Here is a 23,718-nt window from a genome sequence, read left to right on the forward strand (position 1 = left end):
TGCCGGCCGCCGTGACGACCGCCGGCCGGGACCATCCGGCGTGACCCGTGACTACCGGACCGAGACCTCGGCGATGTCGGGGAAGCCACCGAAGAAGTACTTCATCCCCTTGACACCGGACCCCTGCAGGTAGAAGTACCTCTGGTACACCAGCGGGATCACGGCGCCGGTCTTGACCACCTGCTCGTCCAGGTCACCCCATGCCTTGTCCTGCTGTGCCTTGTCGGCGATGGCCCACGCCTTGTCGATGTTGGCGTTCAGCTCTGGGTCAGCCAGCTCGCTGTAGTCGTTACCCAGGTTGTTCTTCGAGATGTTGACCCGGGAGTCGAACAGCGCCGGGATGTCGGTGGAGCCCGACGGCCAGTCCGCGACCCAGCTGACCCACGCGACGTCCGGGTTCTCGGTCGGGTTGGCGAGGACGTCGTAGTAGTTGTCACCCATCGGCTTGAGCGTGACCTTGAATCCGGCCTTCTCCCACGACGCCTGGAGCGCCGCGGCGACCTTGTCCTGCACCGGCGTCTGCTGGTACCCGTACGTGATCGGGTAGGGCTGGGGCGCTCCGGCCTCCTGGAGCAGGGCCTTGGCCCGGGCGAGGTCGCCCTCCGGCGGGGCGTTGAGAACGTTGAAGTCCTTCCACCCCGCGATGGTCTTGCTCATGACGGTGGTGGCGTACTCGCCGTAGGTGTCGCCGCCCATCGCCACCCGGTACGTGGTCTTGTCGGTGGCCAGGGCCAGCGCCTGCCGGACCTTGAGGTCGGGCATGTGCTTGACGTTGACCGAGAGGTAGTCGACGAAGCCACCGACGTCGTTGACCGAGCGCTTCTTGAGCGCCGGGTTGCTCAGCACCTGGGGGATGACCGAGGGGTCGAGCCGGGTGTTGGTGTACGCGTACTTGTCGTTGCCGCCCTCGGAGACCATCCGCTGCGACACGGTCTGGGCGTTCACCCCCTGCTCGACGACGATCTTGTCGGGCAGCGCCTTGCGGACCGGGTCGGTGGACGGGTCCCAGTTGGGGTTGCGGACCATCGTGCCCCCGGTCTGGGGGTTCCACGTGCCCTCGAGCATGTAGGGCCCGTCCGAGAACAGGGTGAAGTCGAACTTCGCCCCGGTGTCCTTGTCCTGGCGGACGGCTCCGTAGCCGGGGAGGGCCAGGACGTTGTTGAGGTCAGCGACCGGGTGCTTGGTGTGGAAGACGATGGTCTTGGCGTCGGTGCACTGCACGGCCTTGTCGTACAGCTCCTGGCCGGTCTTCTTGTACGGGCCTTCGTACTGCGACGACCCGTCCGGGTTGCTCGGGATGTCGAGGTACGCGATCGCGAACAGCGGGCCGGCCGTGATCGTGTCCGTGGCGAAGGTCCGCGAGATGCCGTACTTGAAGTCCTCGCAGGTGACCGCCTTGCCGTCCTGCCACTTCACGCCGTCCTTCAGCCCGAACGTCCAGGTCTTGGCGCCGTCGCTCGCCTTGCCGGTGTCGGTGGCCACGTCACCCACGAGATCGGCGGTGCCGGCCTTGAACGTCGTCAGCGTCCGGATGAAGGTCCGGCCCGAGAAGGCCATGGTGCGGTTCGGGTAGATCCGCTGCGGGTCAAGGTGCGTCATGGCGGCGAAGTTCACCAGGTGAAGGGTGCCGCCCTTGGCGCCGGTGCTTCCGTTGTCAGCGCTCTTCTGCGAGCTTCCGCCGCCGCAGCCGGCCACAGCGGTCAGCGCGCTGAGAGCAATCGCGCCCGCCGCGGCCAACCGTCGATATTTTGCGTTTCCCACGTGCACGCTCCTGTTCACGACTGGGTGTCCTCGGAGGTCGGGCCATATGCCCGGCGCGTCCAGGGATGGCGGAATGCTAGGTCCGGAAACCGCCCCCGGTATTTGTGAGCTCATCCAATCCGGAGCCGTCCGAATCGGTGCCGAACACAACGAACGGCCACCCGCCGGCCGCTAATCTGCGCAGGTCAAGTGGCATGAGCGCGATGCGAGGGGCCGATGCGAGTCTTCATCTCAGTAGATATGGAAGGCACTGCCGGGGTCGTGGACTGGGCGCAGTGCGTCGGCGACGGTCCCGAGGCCATGGCCGGCCGTCGGCTGCTCCTGGGCGAGGTCAACGCCGCGATCGACGGCGCCATGGCCGCGGGGGCGACCGACTTCCTGGTCAACGACGGCCACGCGGCGATGCGCAACCTCGCGCCGGACGAACTGCACGGCGACGCCACGCTCATCACCGGCTGGCACCGGCCCATCGACATGATGGAGGGCATCGACGACAGCTTCGACGCTGCCTTCCTCGTCTCCTACCACGGGTCGATGGGTTCGGAGCTGGGCAACATGTCCCATTCCTTCAACCCCAGAGCCGTCGCCGAGACCCGGCTCAACGGGCAGGTGGTGGGCGAATCCGTCATCAACGCCCTCGTCGCCGCCCACTACGGCGTTCCGGTCGTGCTGGTGACCGGCGACCAGACCGGCTGCGCCGAGACGGTGGACGTGCTGCCCGAGATCACCACCGCGGTGGTGAAGGACTCCATCACCCGGGTCGCCGCCGCCAGCCTGCACCCTCGCCGCGCCTGTGCGGTGATCCGGGACGCCGCCGAGCACTCCCTGAAGACGCTGGACCGCGTGGCGGGCCGCCCGTTCCCGATTCCGTCCACGTTGGAGGTCCATTGGCGCACCCCCGACATGGCGGAGATGGCGACCTGGGTGCGCGGGATCGAACGTACGGGGCCGCGGTCGACCGAGATCACCGACAGCGACCTGCTGTCCCTCTACCGCAGGTTCATCGCCGCCATCACCCTCACCAGGGTCGTAGCCGAGGACGTCTAGGGTGACGCTTTCCGCCGGGGAGTTCGCGGCCGAACCGCTCCCCACAACAGTCGAAGAGGACGAGGTCTCGGTCGCGGGCCGCTCGCCGTGGCAGATCGCGCGGACCCGCCTGCGGTCCAACCGGGTGGCGATGGTGGCGTTCGTCGCGATCGTGGTCTTCGCGGTCATCGCCGTCACCGCACCGATCCTGCAAGCGGTCGGCATCATCGATGCCACAACCCTGCACGCGGACCTCGTCCAGGGGCCGGGCGCGATGCCGACGGGTGCGTTCGGCGGCATGAGCTGGCAGCACCCGCTGGGGGTCGAGCCGCAGACTGGCCGGGACCTGTTTTCCCGGATCCTGCTCGGGATCACGCTGGACACGGCCATCGCGGTCGCGGCCACGATCATCAGCGTCGGTCTCGGTGTCGTCCTCGGCCTGGTCGCCGGCTTCTACCGGGGCGCCGCCGACTGGTCGATCGGGCGACTGATCGACCTCATCCTCGCCTTCCCGCAACTGCTGATGCTCATCGCGCTCTCACCCGTGCTCGTGGAGCGCATCACCGACGCGGGTATGCCCTCGGGCAACCCCTCGAAAGTCATGTACATCATCGCGGTCCTGGGTTTCTTCGGCTGGCCCTACTTCGCCCGGATCATCCGGGCCCAGGTGCTCTCGCTGCGGGAACGCGAGTTCGTCGAGGCAGCCGAGATGCTCGGCGCCCGGCGCAGCCGGATCAACTTCAAGGAACTGCTGCCCAACCTGTGGGCGCCGATCCTCGTGTACTCCACCATCGTGCTGCCCACGTACGTCTCCGCCGAGGCGGCGATGTCCTTCCTCGGGGTCGGGATCGTGCCGCCCACGCCGACCCTCGGCAACGTGCTGCAGGACTCGGTCAACTACGCCACGGCCGATCCGACGTACTTCCTCGCTCCCGGGCTGACCCTGTTCATCGTCGTCCTCGCCTTCAACCTGTTCGGCGACGGACTCCGGGACGCGCTGGATCCGCGTTCCGACCGAGCCGGAGGGAGGTGAGCGCCGACATGTTCCAGTACATCCTCAAGCGGGTGGTCTCCATCGTCGGCATGCTCGTCCTCATCAGCATCTCCGTCTTCGCGCTGTTCTTCGCGGTGCCGGCCGACCCGGCCCGCCTCACCTGCGGGAAGAACTGCACGCCGGCGATCATCGAGGCGAACCGGCACGCGCTCGGCTACGACAAGCCGATCGTCGTCCAGTACTTCGATTTCATGAAGGGACTGGTGAGCGAGCGCGACTTCCCCGACGACCCGGTGATCGCGAAGAACAGCCCGCAGTCCATCACGCACTGCCCCGCGCCCTGCCTCGGCTACTCGGCCACCCAGGGCCAGTTGGTGTCCACGATGGTCAAGCAGGCGTTCCCGATCACGGCGTCCATCGCAGTCGGCGCGTTTGTCCTGTGGATCGTGGGCGGCATCGGGATCGGCGTCCTGTCCGCGCTCAAGCGAGGCAGCCTCCTCGAACGGGGACTCGTCGGCGCGTCGCTGGTCGCGTACTCCCTGCCCACGTTCTTCATCGGGCTTCTGTTGCTGGACATCGTGTCGATCAAGTACGGGCTTGCGCCCTCCGCGGGGTACACGCCGTTCATCGACGACCCGGTGGCGTGGGCCAAGGGGATGATCCTGCCTTGGATCACGCTGGCGATGGTCTTCGCCGCCCTCTACGTCCGGCTGACCCGCGCGAACATGCTCGAGACGCTGTCGGAGGACTACATCCGTACGGCCCGGGCCAAGGGCGTACCGGAGTGGGCGGTCATCGTCCGGCATGCCATGCGCGCCGCCCTGACGCCCATCGTCACGATCGCCGGGTTGGACCTCGGCGGCGTGCTGGCCGGCGCAGCGATCACCGAGACAGTGTTCAACCTCAACGGAATCGGCAAGATCGGCGTGTATGCGATCCAGCAGCTCGATCTGCCGGTGATCGTGGCGGTGGTGCTGTTGTCCGCCTTCGTCATCGTCCTCTTCAACTTCCTGGTCGACCTGCTGTACGCGTTCCTCGATCCGAGGGTGACACTGCGATGAATGAGCAAGCACGCCTGCTGGAAGTCGACGACCTCAAGGTTCACTTCCCGACCGCCGATGGGCTCGTCCGGTCCGTCGACGGGCTCACGTTCTCCCTGGCGTCCGGGCGCACCCTGGGCATTGTCGGCGAGTCCGGCTCCGGCAAATCCGTCACCAGCCAGGCGATTCTCGGCCTGCACCGGGGCACCCGGGCGAAGGTCTCCGGCCGGGTCCGCTTCAACGGAGTCGAGCTGCTCGACCTGCCGATCAAGGACCTGCGCCGGCTCCGGGGCAACGCCATCTCGATGATCTTCCAGGACCCGCTCTCGGCCCTGCACCCGTACTACTCCATCGGGAAACAGGTCGCCGAGGCGTACCGGGTGCACCACTCGGTGAGCAAACGCCAGGCGCTGGCCCGGGCGGAAGAGATGCTCGAACTGGTCGGGATTCCCAACGCCGGACGCCGGGTGCACGAGTACCCGCACCAGTTCTCCGGTGGCATGCGCCAGCGCGCGATGATCGCGATGGCGCTGATCAACGATCCCCGTCTGCTCATCGCCGACGAGCCGACCACGGCTCTGGACGTGACGGTGCAGGCCCAGATCCTCGAGCTGATGAAAAAGCTCCAGCGGGAGTTCGGCTCCGCGATCATCATCATCACGCACGACTTGGGCGTCGTGGCCGACATCGCCGACGACGTACTGGTGATGTACGCGGGTCATGCCGTCGAGCAGGGCGCGGTCAACGAAGTCTTCTACCGGCCGGACATGCCGTACACCTGGGGCCTGCTCTCGTCGATGCCCCGCATCGGCAGCCCGCGCGGACAGCGCCTGGCGACCATCGCCGGCTCGCCGCCGTCGCTCATCAGGCCCCCGTCCGGCTGCCGGTTCCACCCGCGCTGCGCGTACCGGGGGCTGGTCGAGGGGGACGCGTGCGTCACCACCCCGCCCCGGCTCGTCGCCGACGGGGCGGGCCACCGGGCGCGATGCCACCTCGAGCCGGGTGCGCGGGAGCGCGTACGGCTGGAGCTGACCACAAGCGATTCGAAGGGGGAGCGATGACCGAGCCGCTTCTGCGCGTCACCGGATTGCGCAAGCACTTCCCCACGAAAGGCGGGCTGCTGAGCCGAAAGCGGTCGGTGGTGAAGGCGGTCGACGGTGTGAGCCTCGAGGTGGCCCGCGGCGAAACCCTCGGCCTCGTGGGCGAGTCCGGCTGCGGCAAGTCCACGACGGGGCGCACGATGCTCCGGGCGCTGGAGCCGACGAGCGGCCGCATCGAGTTCGAAGGCCGGGACATCACCGGCATCGGGCGCGAGGAGCTACGGAAGCTGCGCCGGGAGATGCAGATGATCTTCCAGGACCCGTTCTCGTCGCTGAACCCCCGGCACACGGTCGGCACGATCCTCGCCGCGCCGCTCGAGATCCAGGGGATCAAGGCGCCGAACGGGGTCAAGGCCGCGGTGCGCGATCTGCTCAGCCGCGTCGGGCTCAGCCCGGAGCACTACAACCGGTACCCGCACGAGTTCTCCGGCGGCCAGCGTCAGCGCATCGGTATTGCCCGCGCGCTGGCCGTGCAGCCCAGGCTGATCGTCTGCGACGAGCCCGTGTCGGCCCTGGACGTATCCATCCAGGCCGAGATCATCAACTTGCTCCAGGACATCCAGGCCGAGACCGGCATCGCGTACGTCTTCGTCGCGCACGACCTGTCGGTGGTCCGGCACATCTCGGACCGGGTCGCCGTCATGTACCTCGGCAAGGTCATGGAGAGCGCGACAAGCGACGAGCTGTACCAGCGTCCGCTGCACCCGTACACGAATGCTCTGCTGTCGGCCGCCCCGCTGCCGGACCCGGTCGAGCAGCGCGCCCGCGACAAGATCGTGCTCCAGGGTGACCTGCCCAGCCCGTCCGACCCGCCGTCGGGATGCGTGTTCCGTACCCGCTGCCCGATAGCGCAGCAGGTCTGTGCCGACGTGACACCGGATTACACCGAGCACACGCCCGGCCACTGGCTCGCGTGCCATTTCCCGGGACACCAGCAACTCGCTGCCTGACAGCACCAAGGAGAGGAAAAGCACGTGCGAATGGGGTCTCCCGTCATCATCGCCAGCGAACGAGGGGAGGTCGGTCTCGTCGAGGCCATGCGGGTCCTGCGAGACGGGGGCAGCGCCATGGACGCGGTCGAGATCGCTCTGCGCGTCGCGGAAGCCAACGAGGCCGACCACTACGTGGGGGTCGGCGGCCTGCCGAACCTGCTCGGTGAGGTGGAGCTCGACGCTTCCATCATGGACGGCTCCACGATGGCGGCGGGCGCCGTGGGTGCCGTGACCGGCTTCCCGCACCCGATCACCGTCGCGCGCGCGGTCATGGACCAGCTTCCGCAGCACGTCATGCTGGTCGGCCGGGGTGCGGAGCGGTTCGCCGACGAATGCGGAATCCCCCGGGGGACGACGCTGACCGATGAGGCGATCCGGCTGTGGAAAGAGGGGCTCATGCCCGACAGCCTGGAGGAGGCCGAACGCACCCAGGGCGCCGGAGAGGTGGCGTTCCGGCGCTCCGCGCTCGCGCGCATCCAGTCGATGGAGCCGCCGCACCGGCACCCCTGGGGCACGATCAACGTGGTCGCGCTGGACAGCGCGGGACGACTCTGCACCGGCGTCAGCACGAGTGGCTACCCGTGGAAGTACCCGGGACGGGTGGGCGACTCCGCGGTGATCGGGGCGGGCAACTACTGCGACGGTCGTTACGGTGGGGCCGCCTGCACCGGCCGCGGGGAACTGGCCATGCGCGCGGGCACCGCGCGGACGGTCGTCGACGGCCTGCGCGACGGCCTGTCCCCGGAACAGGCCTGCGTGAGCGCGCTGGAGAGGACGATGGCCCTCGCCGACCCGTACCGCGCCCAGGTCCGCACGCTCTGCCTCACCGCCGACGGCCGGCACGCCGGCGCGGCCACGGTGAGCGGATCGACGTACGGCCTGATGACCGGCGACCACACCGAGCCGGAGTTCCTGCCCCGGGCCGTCATCAGCAACCACACCGGTATCGAAACAGGGAGTCAGCCGTGAAGATCTACCTGTCCACGGACATGGAGGGAACCGCGGGCATCGTCGACTGGGCGCAGTGCGTCGGCGACGGCCCCGAGGCGATGGCGGGGCGCGAGCTTCTCCTGGCCGAGGTCAACGCGGCGATCGACGGCGCGCTCGCCGCCGGGGCGACCGAGATCGTCGTCAACGACTCGCACTCCGTGATGCGTAACCTGCCGCCCGAACGGCTGCACGGCAAGGCCACCTACATCGCGGGCCGGCACAAGCCGCTGTACATGATGCAGGGGCTCGACGCGTCCTTCGACGCGATCTTCTTCGTCTCGTATCACGGCTCGATGGGCGGAGACCCGGCTGTCCTGTCGCACACCTACAACCCGCGGGCCGTCACCGAGGTGCGCCTCAACGGGGAAGTGGTCGGCGAGTCGGGCATCAATGCGCTCGTGGCCGCCCATTTCGGGGTTCCCGTCGCGCTGGTCACCGGCGACCAGACCGCTTGCGCGGAGACCAGGTCGGTGTTGCCCGACGTGCACACCGCCGTGGTCAAGGAGTCGGTCTCCCGCTTCGCCGCGAGCAGCATGCATCCCCACGCCGCCCGCGAGCTCATCCAGGCCACCGCGACCGAGGCGCTGAAGAACCTCGCCGGAATCAAGGCCCCCGACCTGCCGAGTCCGTCGACGCTCGAGGTGAGCTGGCGAACCGCGGACATGGCGGAGATGTCCACCTGGATCCGCGGCACGGAACGGGTGTCGGCCCGGGTCACCCGGACCACGGAGACCGATCACCTGGAGCTGTTCCGGACGTTCATCACGAGCGTTCTGCTGACCCGCGGGATCTCGGCCGACGTCTGACGGCGGAGGAACCGGGGCTAGTAGCCGCGGTTCCCCACCGCGGCGCGGGCAAACGCGGGCGTACGGCCGTTGGCCAGTTCGCCGCCGAACCACGCGCCGAATCCGGAGATGGCCAGGGCCAGCAGCTCGAGCAGGAACAGGCCGACGCCGGCCTGCCGGTTCGGGTCGCCGACGCGGACCATGAGGATCACGGCGAACAGGAACAGCACGCCCATGTTGAGCAGGACGCGCAGCACTCCGATGCGCTTCGCGTCGGGGCGGCACACGAACGCCATGTCGATCGCGCCCGCGATGGCCGCGGCCACGCCGCCCACCAGCCCGGCGACGATGTTCCAGTAGGCCAGCGATCCGACGATCGCCGGTGCACCGAGGAGGGTGCCCACGTCGAATATGACGGCCATCGCGAACAGGCCCAGCGGGAACATCACGAGGATGGGTTGGACCGCCTGGTTCGCGATCTTGAGTCGGCTCTCCATGCGGCTTATCGCCCTTCTACCTGCCGGAATCACAGATTCGAGGTTGGCATCCGACGGTGAGCTACCCGGTCGGTTCGTCAATGAAACGCCACAAGCTGGTCAAGTGGCGCACGCTACCCATGCCTACTCAGCTTCTACGCAGTCTGCAACATGGCAGATTGATGCGTAGCGGACAGCTTGGAGGCATGCTCTACTACAAGTAGGGCAACAAGGCGGAGTCGAGGGGAGACCTATCAACGGCACCCGGCGGCAACCGGGTGCCGTTCCTGCCTCTGCGGGCGTTCACTCTGATGTTGCGTTCGTTCTGATGTTGCGTTCACTCTGCTGTTGAACGAACGAGACCGGGCAACGTCTCCCTCTAGCGCCATCCTGAACTCGGCAGCGTCCTCCCCGCAACAATGTGGGGCCAGGATCGCGCCATCGGTAAACGCTTCACGCGTACGTGATGGGCTGCGCGGCCTTGTTCGTAATCTGCCATATAGCAGAGTGATGGGTAGCCACTTCGTGCGACGACGTGTTGTACTCACGGTAAGCAACAAGGGCGAGTTGGGGGAGCGGTGCCCGGCGGCAACCGGGTGCCGTATCCGTCTCGGGAACGTCTTTCGTTGACGCCGACGATCTTCCGAACGAGCGAGGGCGGAGCCTCTCGTCATCGAGGGAGAGGAGTGCGCCATGATCAAACGCATCTATTACCGCGGCCGTGGTGCCGTAGTGACCGACGAACTCTTCATCCTGCGCGGCACGCCGTTGAGAAGCTACGCCGTCCGCGATCTGCACAACGTCGGAGTGATGCGCGCGAGCTCGGCGCCGGCCTCTCCGACCGCCGTCCTGACCGCGGCGGGCGGCACGGTCGCGGCCGTCGGGATCGGCTGGACGGTGCTGCAACCGCCCACCGCGTACGCGATCGGCCTGCTGGTCGTGATGGTTCCGCTGGCCTTCACCGTTCCCTCGATGGTGCGACGCGCCGGTCGCGGGTGGGAGCTCCACGCGATCTATCGGGGATCCGACGTTGTGCTGTACGCAAGCTTCGATGAACGTGAGTTCAACCAGGTCAAACGGGCCCTCGGGCGAGCCATTGAAAACGCGCGGCCGCCCGGCAAAGGTGTCGACCTGGCCGTTGCTTGATCTTCAACAATCACCTGACCCCCGGTCGGTCGTCTGGTACTACGGACGTTAGGATGTGCGCGACCTCGCGGACTGCCATCTGGCAATCCGCGAGGTAGCAGCTTCAATCCGCGCCGTGATACATCACTTCAACGATGAAGGACCGATGGCCGAGGGCGATTCGCCTACGATCGCGCGCCTCCGTGTACGCATCGCTATTCGCGAGGCACGCGAGGCGGCCGGTCTGACGCAGGCTCAGGTCGCCGAGGCCATGGAGTGGTCCCACAGCAAGGTGATCCGGATCGAGAATGGCGACAACACCATCTCGATCAACGATCTACGCACTTTGCTGACGCTGTTGAAGGTCACCGACAAAGACCTCATCGCTTCTCTTCTCGCCGATGCCCGGGTCGCGCGTATGCGGGCGCGGGCCAAACGCGTGTGGTGGGAACAGGCTGCTTTTCGTGAGCACCTCTCGGATCCGCTGCGCCGGTTCATCGAGTACGAGAACGAGGCCGCGGAAATCCGTTGCTTCACGATCCTGTACGTTCCCGGCCCGCTTCAGACCCCCGAGTACGGCAACGCCCTCACCGGCATGTGGGGCGACGAGATGCCGCACGGGAAGATCGAGGCGCTGGTCGAAGCGCGCCGGCTGCGGCATGAGGCCCTGATCGGCCGGCTCGGCTCGGTCAAGGTGTTCGTCGTGGCCGATGAGTCGGTGTTCCAGCGGCCCATCGGCGGCACCGAGACCTTCCGCAACCAGCTCCGCCGGCTCGTGGACATGTCCGAGCGCGGGCTGACCGTGATTCGTATGCTTCCCTACAATCTTTCCGTTCCGATCGCCAACAATGGCAGCTTCGACCTCATGACGGTCGGCGGCGGCCGCGATCAGCGGGAAATCATGTATCGCGAGAACGGCGTTTACGACGAGGTCGTCGAGAACCGGGCCGAGACCGCGAGACATCGCAACCGTTTCGAACAACTCTGGCAGGCGGCCAAGGATGAAAACGACACGATCGAATTCATCAGGCAACGCATAAACGTTCTGGAAGGCAACCTTCCTTAACGCTGAGAGTCGCAAGGTAGCGCAAATGATGTTAACCATTTCACTACAGGAGCGTAGTCCGCAATGAACGATAACGAGACGCCAAAATGGCACCGCAGCAGTAAGTGCAGCGGCGGCACCTGTGTCGAGGTTGCCAAGGTCGACGGCAACTATCTTGTTCGGGACGGCAAGAACCCGCAGTTGGCGGCGCACTCGTTCTCCGAGGAGGAATGGCTCGCGTTCCTGGCCGGCGTCCGGAACGGCGAGTTCGTTCTCTGAGTCCCGCAGGGCAGTGCCCGCCCTGCGCCTGCGTGCTCGTACGCGCAGGGCGGTAAAAGATTTCCCGCGCCGCTATGGACGGCCGCGGAAGGGGTTTCGGGTTCGACCCGCCGGGCGCCGCGCGTGCTCCGCAAAACCGACCTTTTACTTGCAGACCAGGCAGATGGTCGGCACATATCCGCTGATATATGTGTAAATCACTTAATGACTCAGGCATTCATTCCTGCCCGGAGTTTCTACCGTCGCCTACCGTGGAGTTCGGGAACCGGCACGGAGGTGCAAATATGATCAGCGGATCAGAACGAAAATGGCTCAGAGCCAGGCGGTGCACCGGTGGCAACTGCGTCGAAGTGGCCAAGGTCGACGACAGCTACCTGGTGCGGAACTCGAGAACCCCCGAGGTCGAGCTGTCCTTCTCCGAGGGGGAATGGCGGGCGTTCGTCGAGGGAGTCAAGTCGGGGGAATTCTCCTTCGGATGAGGGAGAAGCCGGCCGAAGCGCTGGTGGGCTGCCGGCCGAGGGCGGCATACTGCGCTGGTGAGGGCTGACCCGCACGTTGCTCGCTTCGCCGTCCTGCATGACGCGGCCGAGGCGCTGCTGGACGAATTGGCGGAGCGTTACGTGGTCGACCGCCGGGAGAGCAAAGAGCTCCTGGGGCCGGCCGACGCGCTGGTGCGGATGGAACGGCTCATGCCGCGTACGCCCGCGGCCGCGCCCCTGGCCATCGCGTTCACCGAGACACCGGGCCTGGCCCTGCGTCTCGGGCGGTGGTGGGTGGAGACCTTGCCGATGTGTGCCTGCGAGGTCTGCGACGAAGACCCGGCGCGGCTCGTCGACGCGCTCCGGACACAGGCGTACGCCCTGGTCGAGGGCGGCCTGTGGGAGCGCGTGCGGCGAGGCGTCGGCGGCTCGTGGTACGAGAGCCGGCTCATCGGCGTGGGCGTCGAGGCGCGCCGCGAGGGCCCGCTGACCAGGTGGGACGCGCGTGAGGCGCGCCGCAGCGGGTTCGCCGCGGCCGTGCAGTGGGCGCCCTGGCCGCATCGCCCACCCAAGGATTAGGCCCGGAAGAGAGCGAGCAGGGCCCGTACGCCGGGGCGCCTGATCACGCGGGCCATCGACAGGTCGCCGCGGCAGAACGTCTCGAACGCGCGCCAGCCCAACGGGGTCGCCATCGCGAGGTGGACGACGCCGGGCAGGCGGGAGAAGCCGCCCAGCAGCCGCCGGCCCGCCGTCATCTCGGGCACCAGCTCGGCGGTCACGCGACGTTCGTACGCGGAAAGGTCTTGGAAAGAGGCGCCCGCCCAGTCGCCGGACCGCAGCGCGTAACTGATGCCCTCGCGGGTCCACGGTTCGAGCAGGCCCGCGGCGTCGCCGGTCACCACCACGCGGCCCCTCCGCAACGGCGCGTCCGGCCGGCGGCAGCGTGTCAGGTGCCCGGAATCGCGCACGACCGGACGATCGTTGAGGCCGAGCCGCTGCACGAAGTCGTTCAGATATTGCTTCGTCGCCGCACCGTTGCCCTTGGCCATGATCACACCGACCGTGAGCTCGTCGTCCTTGGGAAAGACCCACCCGTACGACCCGGGGAACGGGCCCCAGTCGAGCAGGACCCGCCCGCGCCACGCCTCCCGGTCGGCCTCGCTCGCGGCCAGTTCCACCTCGAGGCCCAGGTCCTGCTGCTCGAAGGTCACGCCGACGTACCGCGACGTGATCCCGGCCGAGCCGTCGGCGCCGATCACCACGCCGGCCGTGATCTCCTCGCCGCCGGCCAGCGTGACCGTCGCGTACGCGTCGTTCTGGTCGATCGAACGGACCTGCGTGTTCTGCCGCACGGTCGCGCCCGCCTCGACCGCCGCCACGAACCACGCGTGGTCGAAGTCGTCCCGCCGGACCAGCGTGAGGAACGGCCGCCCGGAGGCATGACGGGTGAAGGAGCGCCGGCCGTCGCGGGTGAAGGTCAGCGAGGTGATCCGATCGCGGGCCGGCACGGAGATGTGCGCCGAGGCGTACGCGAGGGAGGTGCCGATGAGACCGCCACCGCAGGTCTTGTAGCGCGGATGCTCGGCGCGCTCGAGAACGATCGTGCGAGCCCCCGCCACGGCCGCCGCGCGCGCCGCCGACAACCCCGCCGGTCCGCCACCGACGATCGCCACGTCCCAGGCCGGCTCAACAGTCACGGGCGGATTCTAGCCACGATGTTATGTACGCTCGTACGCATGACCACGATGCGCGAACGGATGCTCGCGGGTGAGTTCTACCGGGCCGACGATCCGGCCCTGTTCCGCGACATGGAGCGGGCCGCGACGCTGTCCCATCGATTCAACCTGGCCGATCCGTCCGACCACGCGCTGCGGCGTGAGCTGCTGACCGAGCTGCTCGGCCGTCTCGGCGAAGACAGCGAGATCCGGCCGCCGTTCCGCTGCGACTACGGCTACCAGACGTTCGTCGGGGCCCGGACGTTCGTGAACTTCGGGCTCGTCAGCCTCGATGTGGCCACCGTCACGATCGGCGACGACGTGCAGATCGGGCCGAACGTGCAGCTGCTCACCGCCTGGCACCCGGTCGCCGCCGGTCCGCGCCGCGACAAGTGGGAAGCGGCGTCGCCCATCGTGATCGGTGACAACGTCTGGCTCGGCGGCGGCGTGATCGTCCTGCCCGGCGTGACCATCGGTGACAACACCGTCGTCGGCGCCGGTGCGGTGGTCACCAAGGATCTGCCACCGAACGTGGTCGCCGTGGGCAACCCGGCCCGGATCGTCCGGACGGTCGAGCCGTGACCGCCGTCCCCGCCGCCCGCTCGCCGCGGCGCTACGACCCCGACCGCAAGAGCCGGATCATCGACGCGGCCATCGAGGTGATCGCCGACCACGGTGTCGCCGGGACGACCAGCCGGCGCATCGCGTCCGCCGCCGACGTGCCCCTCGGCTCGATCACCTACCACTTCGACAGCGTCGAGGACCTGCTCGAACAGGCCTTCCGGCGGCATGCCGAACAGGCGTCGCCCCGCTACGAGGCCCACTTCGCGAACGTCACCGACCTGGCCGGGTTCGCCGACGCGGTCACCGACCTCATCCACGACGGCGCGGGCGCGGATCACCGGGACTGGGCGGTGGCGTACGAGCTCTATCTGGCCGCCCTGCGCGACCCGGCGCTGCGCAACGTGACCGAGGCCTGGATGCGCCGGTCACGCGCGGTGCTGGAAAGGTTCGTCGACCCGGTCACCGCCCGCGCCGTCGATGCGCTCAACGAGGGGCTCGTCATGCATCTGATCCTGTCCACCGCCACGTTCGACCGCGCGGACACCCGTACGATCGTCGGCCGTTTCCTCGGAGTCGCGGAGTGACCATCGTCGTCCCCGAGGTCCGCGCGGCCACCCGTGCCGTCTACGCCGCGTTCATCCTGGCCGGTGTCGCCGCCGCCAGCTGGGCCTCGCGGATCCCGCAGGTCCGCGACGAGCTCGGGCTGACGCCGTCCCGCCTCGGCCTCGTGCTCCTCTCGCTGGCCGCCGGCTCGATCATCTCGCTGCTCATCGCGGGCCAGATCGTCGCGCGCTTCGGCTCCAGCCGCACGGTCGCCACGATGGGCGTGCTTCTCGGCGTGGCCCTGTTCTCGATCTCGTTCGGCTACGAGTTCGGGGTGCTGCCCGTCGTGGCGGCGCTGTTCGTCTTCGGGTTCGCCAACGGCGCCTGGGACGTGGCCATGAACGTGCAGGGCGCGATCGTCGAGCGGCGCCTGGGCAAATCGATCATGCCGCGGTTCCACGCCGGATTCAGCGTCGGCACGGTCGCGGGCGCCCTGGTCGGAGCGGGCGCCGTGGCGCTCGGCATCTCGGTCACCGCGCACCTGGCCGTGACCGCGGTGCTGATCGCCGTCGTGGTCGTCGTCTCGGTGCGGGCCTTCGTCCCCGACGACGCCGGTCCGGTGCCCACGGTGACACCCTCCGACCCCACGATGATCGGCTCCAACGCTCCGGTCGTCACCAAACGCAACCGCTTCTCGAACGCGGTCGCGACCTGGCGGGAGCCGCGCACGCTGCTGGTCGGCGTGTTCGTGCTGGCCTTCGCCTTCACCGAGGGCGCCGGCATCGACTGGATCAGCATCTCGATGATCGACAGCTACGGCACCTCGGCCGCGGTCGGAACGCTGGCCTTCGCGCTGTTCCTGAGCGCCATGACCGCCGGGCGCTGGTTCGGTCCGGCCCTGCTCGACCGCTACGGCCGCGTGCCGGTCGTCCGCGTGCTGGCCGCGGTCAGCCTCGGTGGCCTGGCCCTCTACATCCTCGGCCCGGACACGCCGTTCGCCTTCGTGGGCGCGCTGTTCTGGGGCCTCGGTGCCTCGCTGGGTTTCCCCGTCGGCATGAGCGCGGCCGCCGACGATCCCGCCCACGCGGCGTCGCGGGTGAGCGTGGTGGCCTCGATCGGCTACTGCGCGTTCCTGGGCGGACCGCCGCTGATCGGGTTCCTGGGCGACCACATGACGGTCAAGAATGCCCTGGTGGCGGTGGCCGTGCTGCTGATCGTCTCGTTGACCCTGGCGGGTGCGGTCAAGCCCCTGCCGGAACCGAGTGTGGAGGAGCTGCGTTGAAGCCCCAGATGAACATGCCGACCGGCGGGGACGACCAGAGCGCCGAGCCGGGCGACCGGATGCCGGCCCGGGCGTTCGGCGTGGTGACCGCCGACGGGCGCTGCCCGGCCTGCGGCAAGGTGGTCACCGACGTCAACGCGGAACCCCTCGACTACGAGGAACGCCCGGACGGCACCATGATCACCCTGTCGGTGGTGTTCGTGGTGCTGCCGTGCGGCCACGACTTCACCCGACCGGTCCGTACCGTCTGACCGGCTCACGGCGTACCTGTTCGAGCCCGGGCCGCGGTCCGCCACGCCTCGTCGGCCGCCTGCTTGAGGGCGATGCCGTCCTTGCCGTCGTAGCGGACGAACCGGGGAAGGGCCGCGGCCAGCGCGACCGTGCCGGCGACGCAGAGCACGCCGCCGATCCAGATCGAGCCGCCCACCCCGAGCCGGGTGCGGGCCATCAGACCCGAGCGCAGCTGACCGAGCAGCGGGCCGGTCGTGTACGACAGCATCTCGATCCCGGCCAGACGCCCCCGCAGGTGGTCGGGGATGGTCTGGCTCCAGATGATCGAGCGGAAGATGCCGGAGACCATGTCGGCGGCGCCCGCGAAGGCCAGGCACAGCAGTGTCAGCCAGAGCCAGTGGGACAGGCCCACGCCGACGATGCCCACGCCCCACAACGCGGCCGCGATCACCACCATCAGGCCGTGCCGGTGGACCCGGCCGGTCCAGCCGCTGCCCAGCGTCGCGAGCAGCGAACCCACGGCGGGCGCCGCGTAGAGCAAGCCGAGCACTTTCGGCCCGCCCAGCTGGGTGGCCAGGAACGGGTACAGCGCCTGCGGCATGCCGAAGAACATGGCGTTGATGTCGACCAGATATGTGCCGAGCAGTTCGGGACGCGACTTCGCGTAGCGCAGGCCGGTGATCACCCCGCGGATCGACGGACGGTCGGCGTCGGGTGGGGGCGGCACCGCCCGTACGAGGGTCAGGCAGAGCAACGACGCCGTAAAGGTGAGCAGGTCGATCGCGTACACCCAGGCCAGATCGACGGCCGAGATCAGCAGGCCGGCCAGGGCGGGACCGCCGAGCTGCGCGACCTGCATGCCGAGCGACTGCAGCGCCATCGTGGCGGGCAGTTCCTCCGGGCGTACGAGGCGGGGCACCATCGCCTCGAGCGCGGGCCGCTGCAACCCGTCGACCGTCGCGGTCAGCGCCGCCACCACATAGAGCAGCCACAGGCGGGGCTCGTGGGAAAGAGCGTTGAGCAGCAGTACGCCGGTGAGCGCGGCCAGGGCGAACTCACCGCCCCGCACCAGCAGGCGGCGGTCGACATAATCGGCCAGGGCTCCGCCGACAAACGCCATGACCAGCAGCGGAACCAGTTCGCAGACGCCGAGCAGACCCACCATCAGCGGGTCGTTCGTGATCGCCGCCACCTGGAACGGGATGGTGACGTACGTGATGAAGGAACCGAAGCCGCTGATCGACCCGCCGATGAAGACGAGCCGGTAGTCGCGCGAGGTGCGAAGGGGCGTGAGGTCCATCCCCAGAGAACTCATGGGCCTTGCTTACTTCATGACGAGGCGTCCGGTCGATTCGAATTCGGCCAGGTCGGCCAGGGTCTCGTCGATGACGAACGACTTCGGGCCGGGCAGGGCGTCGAGCGGGAAGAAGCCGGCGTCCACGGATTCGTCGGTCTCGCGCAGCAGTTCGCCCTCCCAGGTGTGGATCCGGAACGACATCAGGATCTGCTGGTAGGTGTGACCGTAATCATTGGTGTACGTGTATGCCGTGTAGAAGGCGAACGGCGTGAGCGAGGTGGCCCGCAGACCCGTCTCCTCCCACACCTCCCGGATCGCGCACTCCTCCATGCTCTCGCCGAGCTCCATGGCGCCGGCCGGGATGGCCCACCGGCGGTTGTCGGAGCGCTGGATGAGCAGCAGCCGGTTCTGATCGTCGAAGATGACGCCGCGCGCCCCGACGAACAGGATCGTGTCGGTGTCGCCGACACTCGCCCGTACCTTGCCCAGATAAGACTCAGCCCACGTCAATCCCACGGCGCAACTCTAGTCACGCCGACTTCTTGACGGCCTTCTTGGCCGGCGTGGCCTTGCTCGCGGTGGCCTTCTTGGCGGGCGCGGCCTTCTTGGCCGGCGCTTTCTTGGCGGCGGCGCTCTTCTTGGCCGGGGAAGCGGACGAGGCCGGGGAAGCGGACGAGGCCGGGGAAGCCGGCGCGGCATCCTCACCGCGGGCCTTCTTGGCCCGCTCGACCGAGGCCTTGAGCGCGGCCATCAGGTCGACCGCGGCGGCCGGCGCCTCCTCGGCCTCCTCCGGCTGCACGATCTCGCGGCCCTCGACCTTGGCGTCGATGACCTCCTGCAGCGCGGCCCGGTAGTTGTCGGTGAACTCGTCGGCCTTGAAGCTGCCGGCCATCGAGTCGATCAGCGAGCTGGCCATGGCGAGCTCGGCCGGCCGGGTCTCGATGTCCTCGTCGAGGAAGCCGAAGTCGGGGGTGCGCACCTCGTCCGGCCAGAGCATCGTGTTGAGCACCAGCACGTCGTCGTGGACGCGCAGGGTGGCCAGCTGCTCCCGCTGCCGGATCGCGATCTTGACGATGGCCACCCGGTCGGCGTCCTGCAGGGCGTCGCGGAGCAGCACGTACGGCTTGGCCGCCTGTCCTTCGGGCTCGAGGTAATACGCCTTCGCGAACAGGATCGGGTCGATGTCGTCGGCCGGCACGAACTCCAGCACGTCGATCGCGCGGGACGTGGTGAGCGGCAGGTCGGCGAAGTCCTCGTCGGTCAGGATGACCATCTCGCCGCCGCCGATGTCGTAGCCCTTGGCGATGTCGTCGTAGCTGACCACTTCGCCGTCGACCGAGCAGGTGCGCTGGTATTTGATCCGGCCGCCGTCGGTGCGGTGCACCTGGTGGAACCGGATGTCCTTTTCCTCGGTGGCCGAATACAGCTTCACCGCGATGGACACCAGCCCGAAGGAGACGGCGCCCTTCCAGATCGCTCTCATGTCCCCTCCTGTGGCGCAAAACGAGATCTCTGATCAGGATCGCATCACTGAGACTCCTGCGTAAGGTGTTCGCCACTGCCTATGGTGATCGGGTGCCCGGTGCGCCGCTGTCTCCCATGCTTGCGACCACGGGCGCGCTGCCGGCCGGGCCGGGGTGGAGTTACGAGTTCAAGTGGGACGGGGTCCGGGTTCTCGCGCTCTTCGCCGGTGGTCCACCCGACCTGTTCGCGCGCTCCGGAGCGGTCGTCACCGCGGCGTACCCGGAGATCGCCGATCTGGAGCTTCCCGAGGGCACGCTGCTCGACGGCGAGATGGTGGTGCTCAACGAGGCCGGGCGCCCGTCGTTCACGGCGCTGGCCGAGCGGATGCACGTCCGCGAACGGCTCCGTGCGGCCCGCTTGGCGGCGACCCTGCCGGTCACGTACATGATCTTTGATCTGCTGTTCTACGACGGCGAGGACCTCACCGGCCTGCCCTATGTGGCCCGCCGCGAGAGGCTCGAGGAGCTGGGGCTGGCCGGGCCGCGCTGGATGGTGCCGCCCTCGTTCGGCGACGGCCCGGCGACCGCGGACGCGGCCCGGGAGAACAGCCTCGAGGGCGTGGTCGCGAAGCGGGAGGACTCGGTCTATCTGCCCGGTCTGCGCTCGCCCGACTGGGTCAAGGTCAAATTTGACCGTACGGGCGACTACGTGATCGGTGGCTGGCGGGCCGGCGTGCGCAAGCTCGGCGGGCTGCTGGTCGGCGTGCCGACCCCCGACGGGCTGGCCTTCCGCGGGCGGGTCGGCGGCGGCATCGGGGCCTCCGCCGAGCGGGAGTTGCTGGCCGCGCTCGAGCCGCTGGCCCAGCGGAACTCGCCGTTCGTTCCCGGAGCGGTGCCCCGGGAGGATTCCCGCGGCGCCCACTGGGTACGACCGGACCTGGTCGTCGAGGTTCGCTACGGCAACCGGACGCCGGACGGGCGCCTGCGCTTTCCCCGCTTCCTGCGCTTGCGTTATGACAAGTCTCCCAAGGAGTGCGTGGAGGAGGCCGAGGATGGCCGGTAGCCGGTTGCCCGTCTCGATCGACGGGCGCGACCTCGAACTGTCCAACCTCGACAAGGTGATGTACCCCGCCGCCGGGTTCACCAAGGGTGAGGTCATCGACTACTACACGCGGATCGCGCCGGTCATGCTGCCGCACCTGGCCGACCGCGCGGTGACCCGCATCCGGTTCCCGAACGGGGTCGACGGGATGCACTTCTTCGAGAAGAACAAGCCGGGCGGCACACCGGACTGGGTGCGGCTGGCCACGCTGCCGGTGCCGGGCTCGACCAAGAGCCGCGAGACGATCGACTTTGTGGTCGTGGACGACCTGCCGACCCTGGTCTGGCTGGCCAACCTGGCCGCGCTCGAGCTGCACACCCCGCAGTGGCGGATCGGCGCCGACCCCGACCTGCTCGTCGTCGACCTCGATCCGGGCGCGCCGGCCGGCCTCAAGGAGTGCAGCGCGGTGGCCGTTCTGATGCGCGATCGGCTGGCCGACGACGGTGTGGAGGCCTATCCGAAGACCTCCGGCAAGAAGGGCATGCAACTGTGCTGCCCCATCTCGGGCACTCAGAATTCCGAGATCGTTTCCTCGTACGCGAAGAAGGTCGCCGAGGAGCTTGCGGCCATGGTGCCCGGGTCCATCACCGCCAAGATGGCCAAGGCGATCCGGCCCGGCAAGATCTTCATCGACTGGAGTCAGAACAACGCGGCCAAGACGACCGTGACGCCGTACTCGCTGCGGGCCCAGGAGACGCCGACCGCCTCGACCCCGCTGACCTGGGACGAGGTGGAGGCGGTGGCCACCGGCGTCGAGGAGCCGCGCCAGTACCGGTCGTCCGAGGTGCTGGATCGCATCGAGAAGCACGGCGACCTGACGGAACCGCTGCTCACCCCGGGCCCGGCCCTGCCCGAATCCTGATCGGCCCCGCCTTCCGCGGTGGGGGAGCCTTGTCGGGTGGACCTACCTTGCGACGCAAGGTACTGTGTGGCGCATGGCAGATGTCTCGCAGTTGGCGACGAGTCTGCGCCGCGGCACGCTCGAGTTCTGTGTCCTGGCCCTGGTGGAAACCGAGGACAGATACGGCAACGAGATCGTCCGGAGGCTGGGCGACGAGCCCAACCTGGCCGCAGGCGAGGGCACGATCTATCCGCTGCTCTCGCGCTTGCGCCGGTCGGGTTGGCTGGACAGCAAATGGGTCGAGTCGCCCAGCGGTCCGCCGCGGCGCTACTACGGATTGACCGTGGACGGGCGTTCCGCGCTCGCCCACTTCCGCACCGAATGGGTTTCGTTCCGGCAGACCGTCGACCGTCTTGTGGGAACCGGGGAGGCAGCATGAAGACCAGGCCGAACGATGTCGTCGCGGAATACCTGCGCGAAATCGACCAGCGGCTGGCCGGGATTCCCGTCCTGCAGCGCCGCGAACTGCTGGCCGACCTCGAGGCGCACATCGCCGCCGAGCAGGCCGAACGCAACCTGGCCAGCGAGGGCGAGCTGATCGAGGTGCTCGAGCGGCTCGGCAGCCCCGAAGTGGTGGCGGCCGCCGCTCATGAGGAGGCGGGCACCCGGCCGGGACCGGCCGCCTCGTCCCGCCGCCGGCCACCCTGGCCCTGGATCGTGGCCGCCGCCGGCGTGCTCGTCGTGCTGTTCGTCTGTGCCTTTGCGATGTTCTTCGCCGGGTCCAGCTCCGGCCCGCCGATCGAGTCGCCAGTGATCCCGGCGACGCCCGCCGTCGAGTCGTCCTGACTGCGGACGATTTCGAAGGCGGCCGTCGCCGCTGGAGGTCGTCAGTCGATCTGAGGCAGGGCCGGGCCGAGAATGTCGTCGGCGTCGACGATCGTGTACGCGTAGCCCTGCTCGGCCAGGAAGCGCTGCCGGTGGGCGGCGTACTCGGTGTCGATCGTGTCGCGGGACACGACGGTGTAGAAGTGCGCCTGCCGCCCGTCCGCCTTGGGCCGCAGCACCCGGCCCAGGCGCTGCGCCTCTTCCTGACGTGAGCCGAACGTGCCCGACACCTGGATCGCCACCGCCGCCTCGGGCAGGTCGATCGAGAAGTTGCCGACCTTCGACAGCACCAGCGTGCGCAGTTCGCCGGCGCGGAACGCGTCGAACAGCCGTTCCCGCTCCTTGTTGGTGGTCGAGCCCTGCACGATCGGGGCGTCGAGGTATTCGCCCAACTGGTGCAGCTGGTCGAGGAAGCCGCCGATGACCAGCACCGGCTCGCCGGGGTGCTTGTCGACCAGCGCCTTCACCACCGGCAGCTTGGTGCGCGCGGTGGCCGCCACCCGGTAGCGCTCCTCGGCCTCGGTCACCGCGTACGCCATCCGCTCGGCGTCGGTGAGCGTGACCCGCACCTCGACGCACTCGGCGGGCGCGATCCAGCCCTGCGCCTCGATGTCCTTCCACGGGGCGTCGTAGCGCTTGGGGCCGATCAGCGAGAACACGTCGCCCTCGCGGCCGTCCTCACGCACCAGCGTGGCGGTCAGCCCGAGCCGGCGGCGGGCCTGCAGGTCGGCCGTGAACCGGAAGATCGGGGCGGGCAGCAGGTGCACCTCGTCGTAGATCACGAGGCCCCAGTCGCGCGCGCCGAACAGGTCGAGGTGGGTGAACGCGCCGCCCCGGCGGGAGGTGAGCACCTGGTACGTCGCGATGGTGACCGCCCGGATCTCCTTGCGCTCGCCGGAGTACTCGCCGATCTCCTCCTCGGTCAGTGACGTGCGCGCGATCAGCTCGCGCTTCCACTGCCGCCCGGCCACCGTGTTCGTCACCAGGATCAACGTCGTGGCCTTGGCCGTGGCCATCGCGGCCGCGCCGACCAGCGTCTTGCCGGCGCCGCAGGGCAGCACCACCACGCCCGAGCCGCCCGCCCAGAAGCCGTCGACCGCCTCCTGCTGGTAGGAGCGCAGCGTCCAGCCGTCCTCGGCCAGGTCGATCTCGTGGGCCTCGCCGTCGACGTAGCCCGCGAGGTCCTCGGCCGGCCAGCCCAGCTTGAGCAGCGCCTGCTTGAGGCGGCCGCGCTCGGACGGGTGCACCACGATCGTCTCGTCGTCGATCTTGGCGCCGAGCATGCCGGCCAGTTTCTTGGACTTCGCCACCTCGATCAGCACGATCTTGTCGAGGCCGCGCAGCACCAGCCCGTGGGTGGGGTCGTTGGCCAGCTGCAGACGCCCGTACCGGTCCATCGTCTCGGCCACGTCGACCAGCAGCGCGTGCGGAACCGGATAGCGCGAGAACTTGATCAGCGAGTCGACCACGCTCTCGGCGTCGTGGCCCGCGGCGCGGGCGTTCCACAGGCCGAGCGGGGTCAACCGGTACGTGTGCACGTGCTCCGGCGACCGTTCCAGCTCGGCGAACGGGGCGATGGCCATCCGGCAGGCCTTCGCGTCCGGGTGGTCCACCTCCAGCAGAAGAGTCTTGTCGGACTGGACAATCAGAGGTCCGCCGCTCACCTGAACACCCTTCGAAGAGCTCAAACCGACCCTCCAGTC

The 23,718-nt window shown here is 68.6% G+C and carries 27 protein-coding genes; 20 read left to right on the plus strand and 7 right to left on the minus strand.

Annotation, left to right across the window (positions count from 1 at the left end; translation table 11 throughout):
• Positions 1 to 51 precede the first annotated feature (51 nt).
• The gene (locus ACZ3I4_RS00785) at positions 52 to 1,761 is read right to left on the minus strand and encodes an ABC transporter substrate-binding protein (protein WP_465379745.1); all 1,710 of its coding nucleotides are present in this window, start codon (positions 1,759 to 1,761) and stop codon (positions 52 to 54) included.
• A 216-nt stretch (positions 1,762 to 1,977) separates the two neighbouring features.
• On the opposite strand from ACZ3I4_RS00785, the gene ACZ3I4_RS00790 reads away from it, so the two are divergent.
• Genes ACZ3I4_RS00790 through ACZ3I4_RS00820 form a run of 7 tightly spaced genes read left to right on the plus strand, consistent with a single transcriptional unit; the run spans position 1,978 to position 8,709 of the window.
• Positions 1,978 to 2,808 carry a M55 family metallopeptidase gene (locus tag ACZ3I4_RS00790; protein WP_465379746.1) on the plus strand — a complete coding sequence of 277 codons (831 nt, stop codon included), beginning with the start codon at positions 1,978 to 1,980 and terminating at the stop codon, positions 2,806 to 2,808.
• A gap of 1 nt (position 2,809) precedes the next feature.
• Positions 2,810 to 3,820, plus strand: coding sequence for an ABC transporter permease (locus ACZ3I4_RS00795; protein WP_465379747.1), 1,011 nt, complete (start codon positions 2,810 to 2,812; stop codon positions 3,818 to 3,820).
• A gap of 8 nt (positions 3,821 to 3,828) precedes the next feature.
• Complete coding sequence (locus ACZ3I4_RS00800) at positions 3,829 to 4,842, plus strand: ABC transporter permease (protein WP_465379748.1); 1,014 nt, start codon at positions 3,829 to 3,831, stop codon at positions 4,840 to 4,842.
• Positions 4,839 to 5,882 carry an ABC transporter ATP-binding protein gene (locus ACZ3I4_RS00805; protein WP_465379749.1) on the plus strand — a complete coding sequence of 348 codons (1,044 nt, stop codon included), beginning with the start codon at positions 4,839 to 4,841 and terminating at the stop codon, positions 5,880 to 5,882. The genes ACZ3I4_RS00800 and ACZ3I4_RS00805 overlap by 4 nt, the downstream gene beginning before the upstream one ends.
• Entirely contained in the window at positions 5,879 to 6,871 is a 993-nt protein-coding gene (locus tag ACZ3I4_RS00810) for an ABC transporter ATP-binding protein (RefSeq protein ID WP_465379750.1), read from the plus strand. Before ACZ3I4_RS00805 ends, ACZ3I4_RS00810 begins: the two co-directional genes overlap by 4 nt.
• Positions 6,872 to 6,901: 30 nt before the next feature.
• Positions 6,902 to 7,882 carry a N(4)-(beta-N-acetylglucosaminyl)-L-asparaginase gene (locus ACZ3I4_RS00815; protein WP_465379751.1) on the plus strand — a complete coding sequence of 327 codons (981 nt, stop codon included), beginning with the start codon at positions 6,902 to 6,904 and terminating at the stop codon, positions 7,880 to 7,882.
• Positions 7,879 to 8,709: a M55 family metallopeptidase gene (locus ACZ3I4_RS00820; RefSeq protein WP_465379752.1), complete on the plus strand. Its 831-nt coding sequence runs from the start codon at positions 7,879 to 7,881 to the stop codon at positions 8,707 to 8,709. Before ACZ3I4_RS00815 ends, ACZ3I4_RS00820 begins: the two co-directional genes overlap by 4 nt.
• Before the next feature lie 17 nt (positions 8,710 to 8,726).
• On the opposite strand, the gene ACZ3I4_RS00825 is transcribed toward ACZ3I4_RS00820, so the two are convergent.
• On the minus strand, positions 8,727 to 9,185 hold the full coding sequence (locus ACZ3I4_RS00825; protein WP_465379753.1) for a DUF2231 domain-containing protein: 459 nt from the start codon (positions 9,183 to 9,185) through the stop codon (positions 8,727 to 8,729).
• Between the two features lie 672 nt (positions 9,186 to 9,857).
• Here ACZ3I4_RS00825 and ACZ3I4_RS00830 point away from each other — a divergent pair.
• From ACZ3I4_RS00830 to ACZ3I4_RS00850, 5 genes are all read left to right on the plus strand, one after another.
• Positions 9,858 to 10,310 carry a DUF6232 family protein gene (locus ACZ3I4_RS00830; RefSeq protein WP_465379754.1) on the plus strand — a complete coding sequence of 151 codons (453 nt, stop codon included), beginning with the start codon at positions 9,858 to 9,860 and terminating at the stop codon, positions 10,308 to 10,310.
• A 55-nt stretch (positions 10,311 to 10,365) separates the two neighbouring features.
• Positions 10,366 to 11,355, plus strand: a complete 990-nt coding sequence (locus tag ACZ3I4_RS00835; protein WP_465379755.1) for a helix-turn-helix domain-containing protein — start codon at positions 10,366 to 10,368, stop codon at positions 11,353 to 11,355.
• A 63-nt stretch (positions 11,356 to 11,418) separates the two neighbouring features.
• Positions 11,419 to 11,613 carry a DUF397 domain-containing protein gene (locus ACZ3I4_RS00840; protein WP_465379756.1) on the plus strand — a complete coding sequence of 65 codons (195 nt, stop codon included), beginning with the start codon at positions 11,419 to 11,421 and terminating at the stop codon, positions 11,611 to 11,613.
• A 284-nt stretch (positions 11,614 to 11,897) separates the two neighbouring features.
• Positions 11,898 to 12,092, plus strand: coding sequence for a DUF397 domain-containing protein (locus ACZ3I4_RS00845; protein WP_465379757.1), 195 nt, complete (start codon positions 11,898 to 11,900; stop codon positions 12,090 to 12,092).
• A gap of 57 nt (positions 12,093 to 12,149) precedes the next feature.
• The gene (locus ACZ3I4_RS00850; RefSeq protein WP_465379758.1) at positions 12,150 to 12,671 is read left to right on the plus strand and encodes a DUF6226 family protein; all 522 of its coding nucleotides are present in this window, start codon (positions 12,150 to 12,152) and stop codon (positions 12,669 to 12,671) included.
• Here the strand turns inward: ACZ3I4_RS00850 and ACZ3I4_RS00855 are convergent.
• Positions 12,668 to 13,789, minus strand: a complete 1,122-nt coding sequence (locus tag ACZ3I4_RS00855; protein ID WP_465379759.1) for a geranylgeranyl reductase family protein — start codon at positions 13,787 to 13,789, stop codon at positions 12,668 to 12,670. The genes ACZ3I4_RS00850 and ACZ3I4_RS00855 overlap by 4 nt on opposite strands.
• Before the next feature lie 39 nt (positions 13,790 to 13,828).
• Here ACZ3I4_RS00855 and ACZ3I4_RS00860 point away from each other — a divergent pair, with 39 nt between their 5' ends.
• The 4 genes from ACZ3I4_RS00860 to ACZ3I4_RS00875 are packed head-to-tail and all read left to right on the plus strand — an operon-like array spanning position 13,829 to position 16,447.
• Positions 13,829 to 14,389 carry a sugar O-acetyltransferase gene (locus ACZ3I4_RS00860; protein ID WP_465379760.1) on the plus strand — a complete coding sequence of 187 codons (561 nt, stop codon included), beginning with the start codon at positions 13,829 to 13,831 and terminating at the stop codon, positions 14,387 to 14,389.
• Positions 14,386 to 14,955, plus strand: a complete 570-nt coding sequence (locus ACZ3I4_RS00865; protein WP_465379761.1) for a TetR/AcrR family transcriptional regulator — start codon at positions 14,386 to 14,388, stop codon at positions 14,953 to 14,955. The genes ACZ3I4_RS00860 and ACZ3I4_RS00865 overlap by 4 nt, the downstream gene beginning before the upstream one ends.
• A complete protein-coding gene (locus ACZ3I4_RS00870; RefSeq protein ID WP_465379762.1) occupies positions 14,952 to 16,196 on the plus strand; it encodes an MFS transporter in 1,245 nt (414 codons plus the stop codon). The genes ACZ3I4_RS00865 and ACZ3I4_RS00870 overlap by 4 nt, the downstream gene beginning before the upstream one ends.
• A complete protein-coding gene (locus ACZ3I4_RS00875; protein WP_465379763.1) occupies positions 16,193 to 16,447 on the plus strand; it encodes a hypothetical protein in 255 nt (84 codons plus the stop codon). The genes ACZ3I4_RS00870 and ACZ3I4_RS00875 overlap by 4 nt, the downstream gene beginning before the upstream one ends.
• A 5-nt stretch (positions 16,448 to 16,452) precedes the next feature.
• On the opposite strand, the gene ACZ3I4_RS00880 is transcribed toward ACZ3I4_RS00875, so the two are convergent.
• The 3 genes from ACZ3I4_RS00880 to ku are packed head-to-tail and all read right to left on the minus strand — an operon-like array spanning position 16,453 to position 19,207.
• Positions 16,453 to 17,742 carry an MFS transporter gene (locus ACZ3I4_RS00880; RefSeq protein ID WP_465379764.1) on the minus strand — a complete coding sequence of 430 codons (1,290 nt, stop codon included), beginning with the start codon at positions 17,740 to 17,742 and terminating at the stop codon, positions 16,453 to 16,455.
• 9 nt (positions 17,743 to 17,751) lie between these two features.
• On the minus strand, positions 17,752 to 18,240 hold the full coding sequence (locus ACZ3I4_RS00885; protein ID WP_465379765.1) for an NUDIX domain-containing protein: 489 nt from the start codon (positions 18,238 to 18,240) through the stop codon (positions 17,752 to 17,754).
• Between the two features lie 13 nt (positions 18,241 to 18,253).
• Complete coding sequence (gene ku, locus ACZ3I4_RS00890) at positions 18,254 to 19,207, minus strand: non-homologous end joining protein Ku (RefSeq protein ID WP_465379766.1); 954 nt, start codon at positions 19,205 to 19,207, stop codon at positions 18,254 to 18,256.
• A gap of 92 nt (positions 19,208 to 19,299) precedes the next feature.
• On the opposite strand from ku, the gene ligD (ACZ3I4_RS00895) reads away from it, so the two are divergent.
• From ligD (ACZ3I4_RS00895) to ACZ3I4_RS00910, 4 genes are all read left to right on the plus strand, one after another.
• Positions 19,300 to 20,250, plus strand: coding sequence for a non-homologous end-joining DNA ligase (ligD, locus tag ACZ3I4_RS00895; RefSeq protein WP_465379767.1), 951 nt, complete (start codon positions 19,300 to 19,302; stop codon positions 20,248 to 20,250).
• Entirely contained in the window at positions 20,240 to 21,151 is a 912-nt protein-coding gene (gene ligD, locus ACZ3I4_RS00900) for a non-homologous end-joining DNA ligase (RefSeq protein WP_465379768.1), read from the plus strand. Before ligD (ACZ3I4_RS00895) ends, ligD (ACZ3I4_RS00900) begins: the two co-directional genes overlap by 11 nt.
• Positions 21,152 to 21,224: 73 nt before the next feature.
• Complete coding sequence (locus tag ACZ3I4_RS00905) at positions 21,225 to 21,569, plus strand: PadR family transcriptional regulator (protein WP_465379769.1); 345 nt, start codon at positions 21,225 to 21,227, stop codon at positions 21,567 to 21,569.
• Positions 21,566 to 21,976, plus strand: coding sequence for an HAAS signaling domain-containing protein (locus ACZ3I4_RS00910; RefSeq protein ID WP_465379770.1), 411 nt, complete (start codon positions 21,566 to 21,568; stop codon positions 21,974 to 21,976). The genes ACZ3I4_RS00905 and ACZ3I4_RS00910 overlap by 4 nt, the downstream gene beginning before the upstream one ends.
• Before the next feature lie 41 nt (positions 21,977 to 22,017).
• Here the strand turns inward: ACZ3I4_RS00910 and ACZ3I4_RS00915 are convergent, their stop codons facing one another.
• Positions 22,018 to 23,679, minus strand: coding sequence for a DNA repair helicase XPB (locus tag ACZ3I4_RS00915; protein WP_465379771.1), 1,662 nt, complete (start codon positions 23,677 to 23,679; stop codon positions 22,018 to 22,020).
• Between the last annotated feature and the right edge of the window lie 39 nt (positions 23,680 to 23,718).

This window comes from Actinoplanes sp. NPDC021490 (assembly GCF_055562135.1).

Excerpts from the sequence above, each read along its gene's own strand:
- ACZ3I4_RS00790 (WP_465379746.1), top strand. The coding sequence starts at position 1,978 with ATGCGAGTCTTCATCTCAGTAGATATGGAAGGCACTGCCGGGGTCGTG.
- ACZ3I4_RS00800 (WP_465379748.1), top strand. The coding sequence starts at position 3,829 with ATGTTCCAGTACATCCTCAAGCGGGTGGTCTCCATCGTCGGCATGCTC.
- ACZ3I4_RS00805 (WP_465379749.1), top strand. The coding sequence starts at position 4,839 with ATGAATGAGCAAGCACGCCTGCTGGAAGTCGACGACCTCAAGGTTCAC.
- ACZ3I4_RS00810 (WP_465379750.1), top strand. The coding sequence starts at position 5,879 with ATGACCGAGCCGCTTCTGCGCGTCACCGGATTGCGCAAGCACTTCCCC.
- ACZ3I4_RS00815 (WP_465379751.1), top strand. The coding sequence starts at position 6,902 with ATGGGGTCTCCCGTCATCATCGCCAGCGAACGAGGGGAGGTCGGTCTC.
- ACZ3I4_RS00825 (WP_465379753.1), bottom strand. The coding sequence starts at position 9,185 with ATGGAGAGCCGACTCAAGATCGCGAACCAGGCGGTCCAACCCATCCTC.
- ACZ3I4_RS00830 (WP_465379754.1), top strand. The coding sequence starts at position 9,858 with ATGATCAAACGCATCTATTACCGCGGCCGTGGTGCCGTAGTGACCGAC.
- ACZ3I4_RS00840 (WP_465379756.1), top strand. The coding sequence starts at position 11,419 with ATGAACGATAACGAGACGCCAAAATGGCACCGCAGCAGTAAGTGCAGC.
- ACZ3I4_RS00845 (WP_465379757.1), top strand. The coding sequence starts at position 11,898 with ATGATCAGCGGATCAGAACGAAAATGGCTCAGAGCCAGGCGGTGCACC.
- ACZ3I4_RS00860 (WP_465379760.1), top strand. The coding sequence starts at position 13,829 with ATGACCACGATGCGCGAACGGATGCTCGCGGGTGAGTTCTACCGGGCC.
- ACZ3I4_RS00880 (WP_465379764.1), bottom strand. The coding sequence starts at position 17,742 with ATGAGTTCTCTGGGGATGGACCTCACGCCCCTTCGCACCTCGCGCGAC.
- ku (WP_465379766.1), bottom strand. The coding sequence starts at position 19,207 with ATGAGAGCGATCTGGAAGGGCGCCGTCTCCTTCGGGCTGGTGTCCATC.
- ligD (WP_465379768.1), top strand. The coding sequence starts at position 20,240 with ATGGCCGGTAGCCGGTTGCCCGTCTCGATCGACGGGCGCGACCTCGAA.
- ACZ3I4_RS00905 (WP_465379769.1), top strand. The coding sequence starts at position 21,225 with ATGGCAGATGTCTCGCAGTTGGCGACGAGTCTGCGCCGCGGCACGCTC.
- ACZ3I4_RS00910 (WP_465379770.1), top strand. The coding sequence starts at position 21,566 with ATGAAGACCAGGCCGAACGATGTCGTCGCGGAATACCTGCGCGAAATC.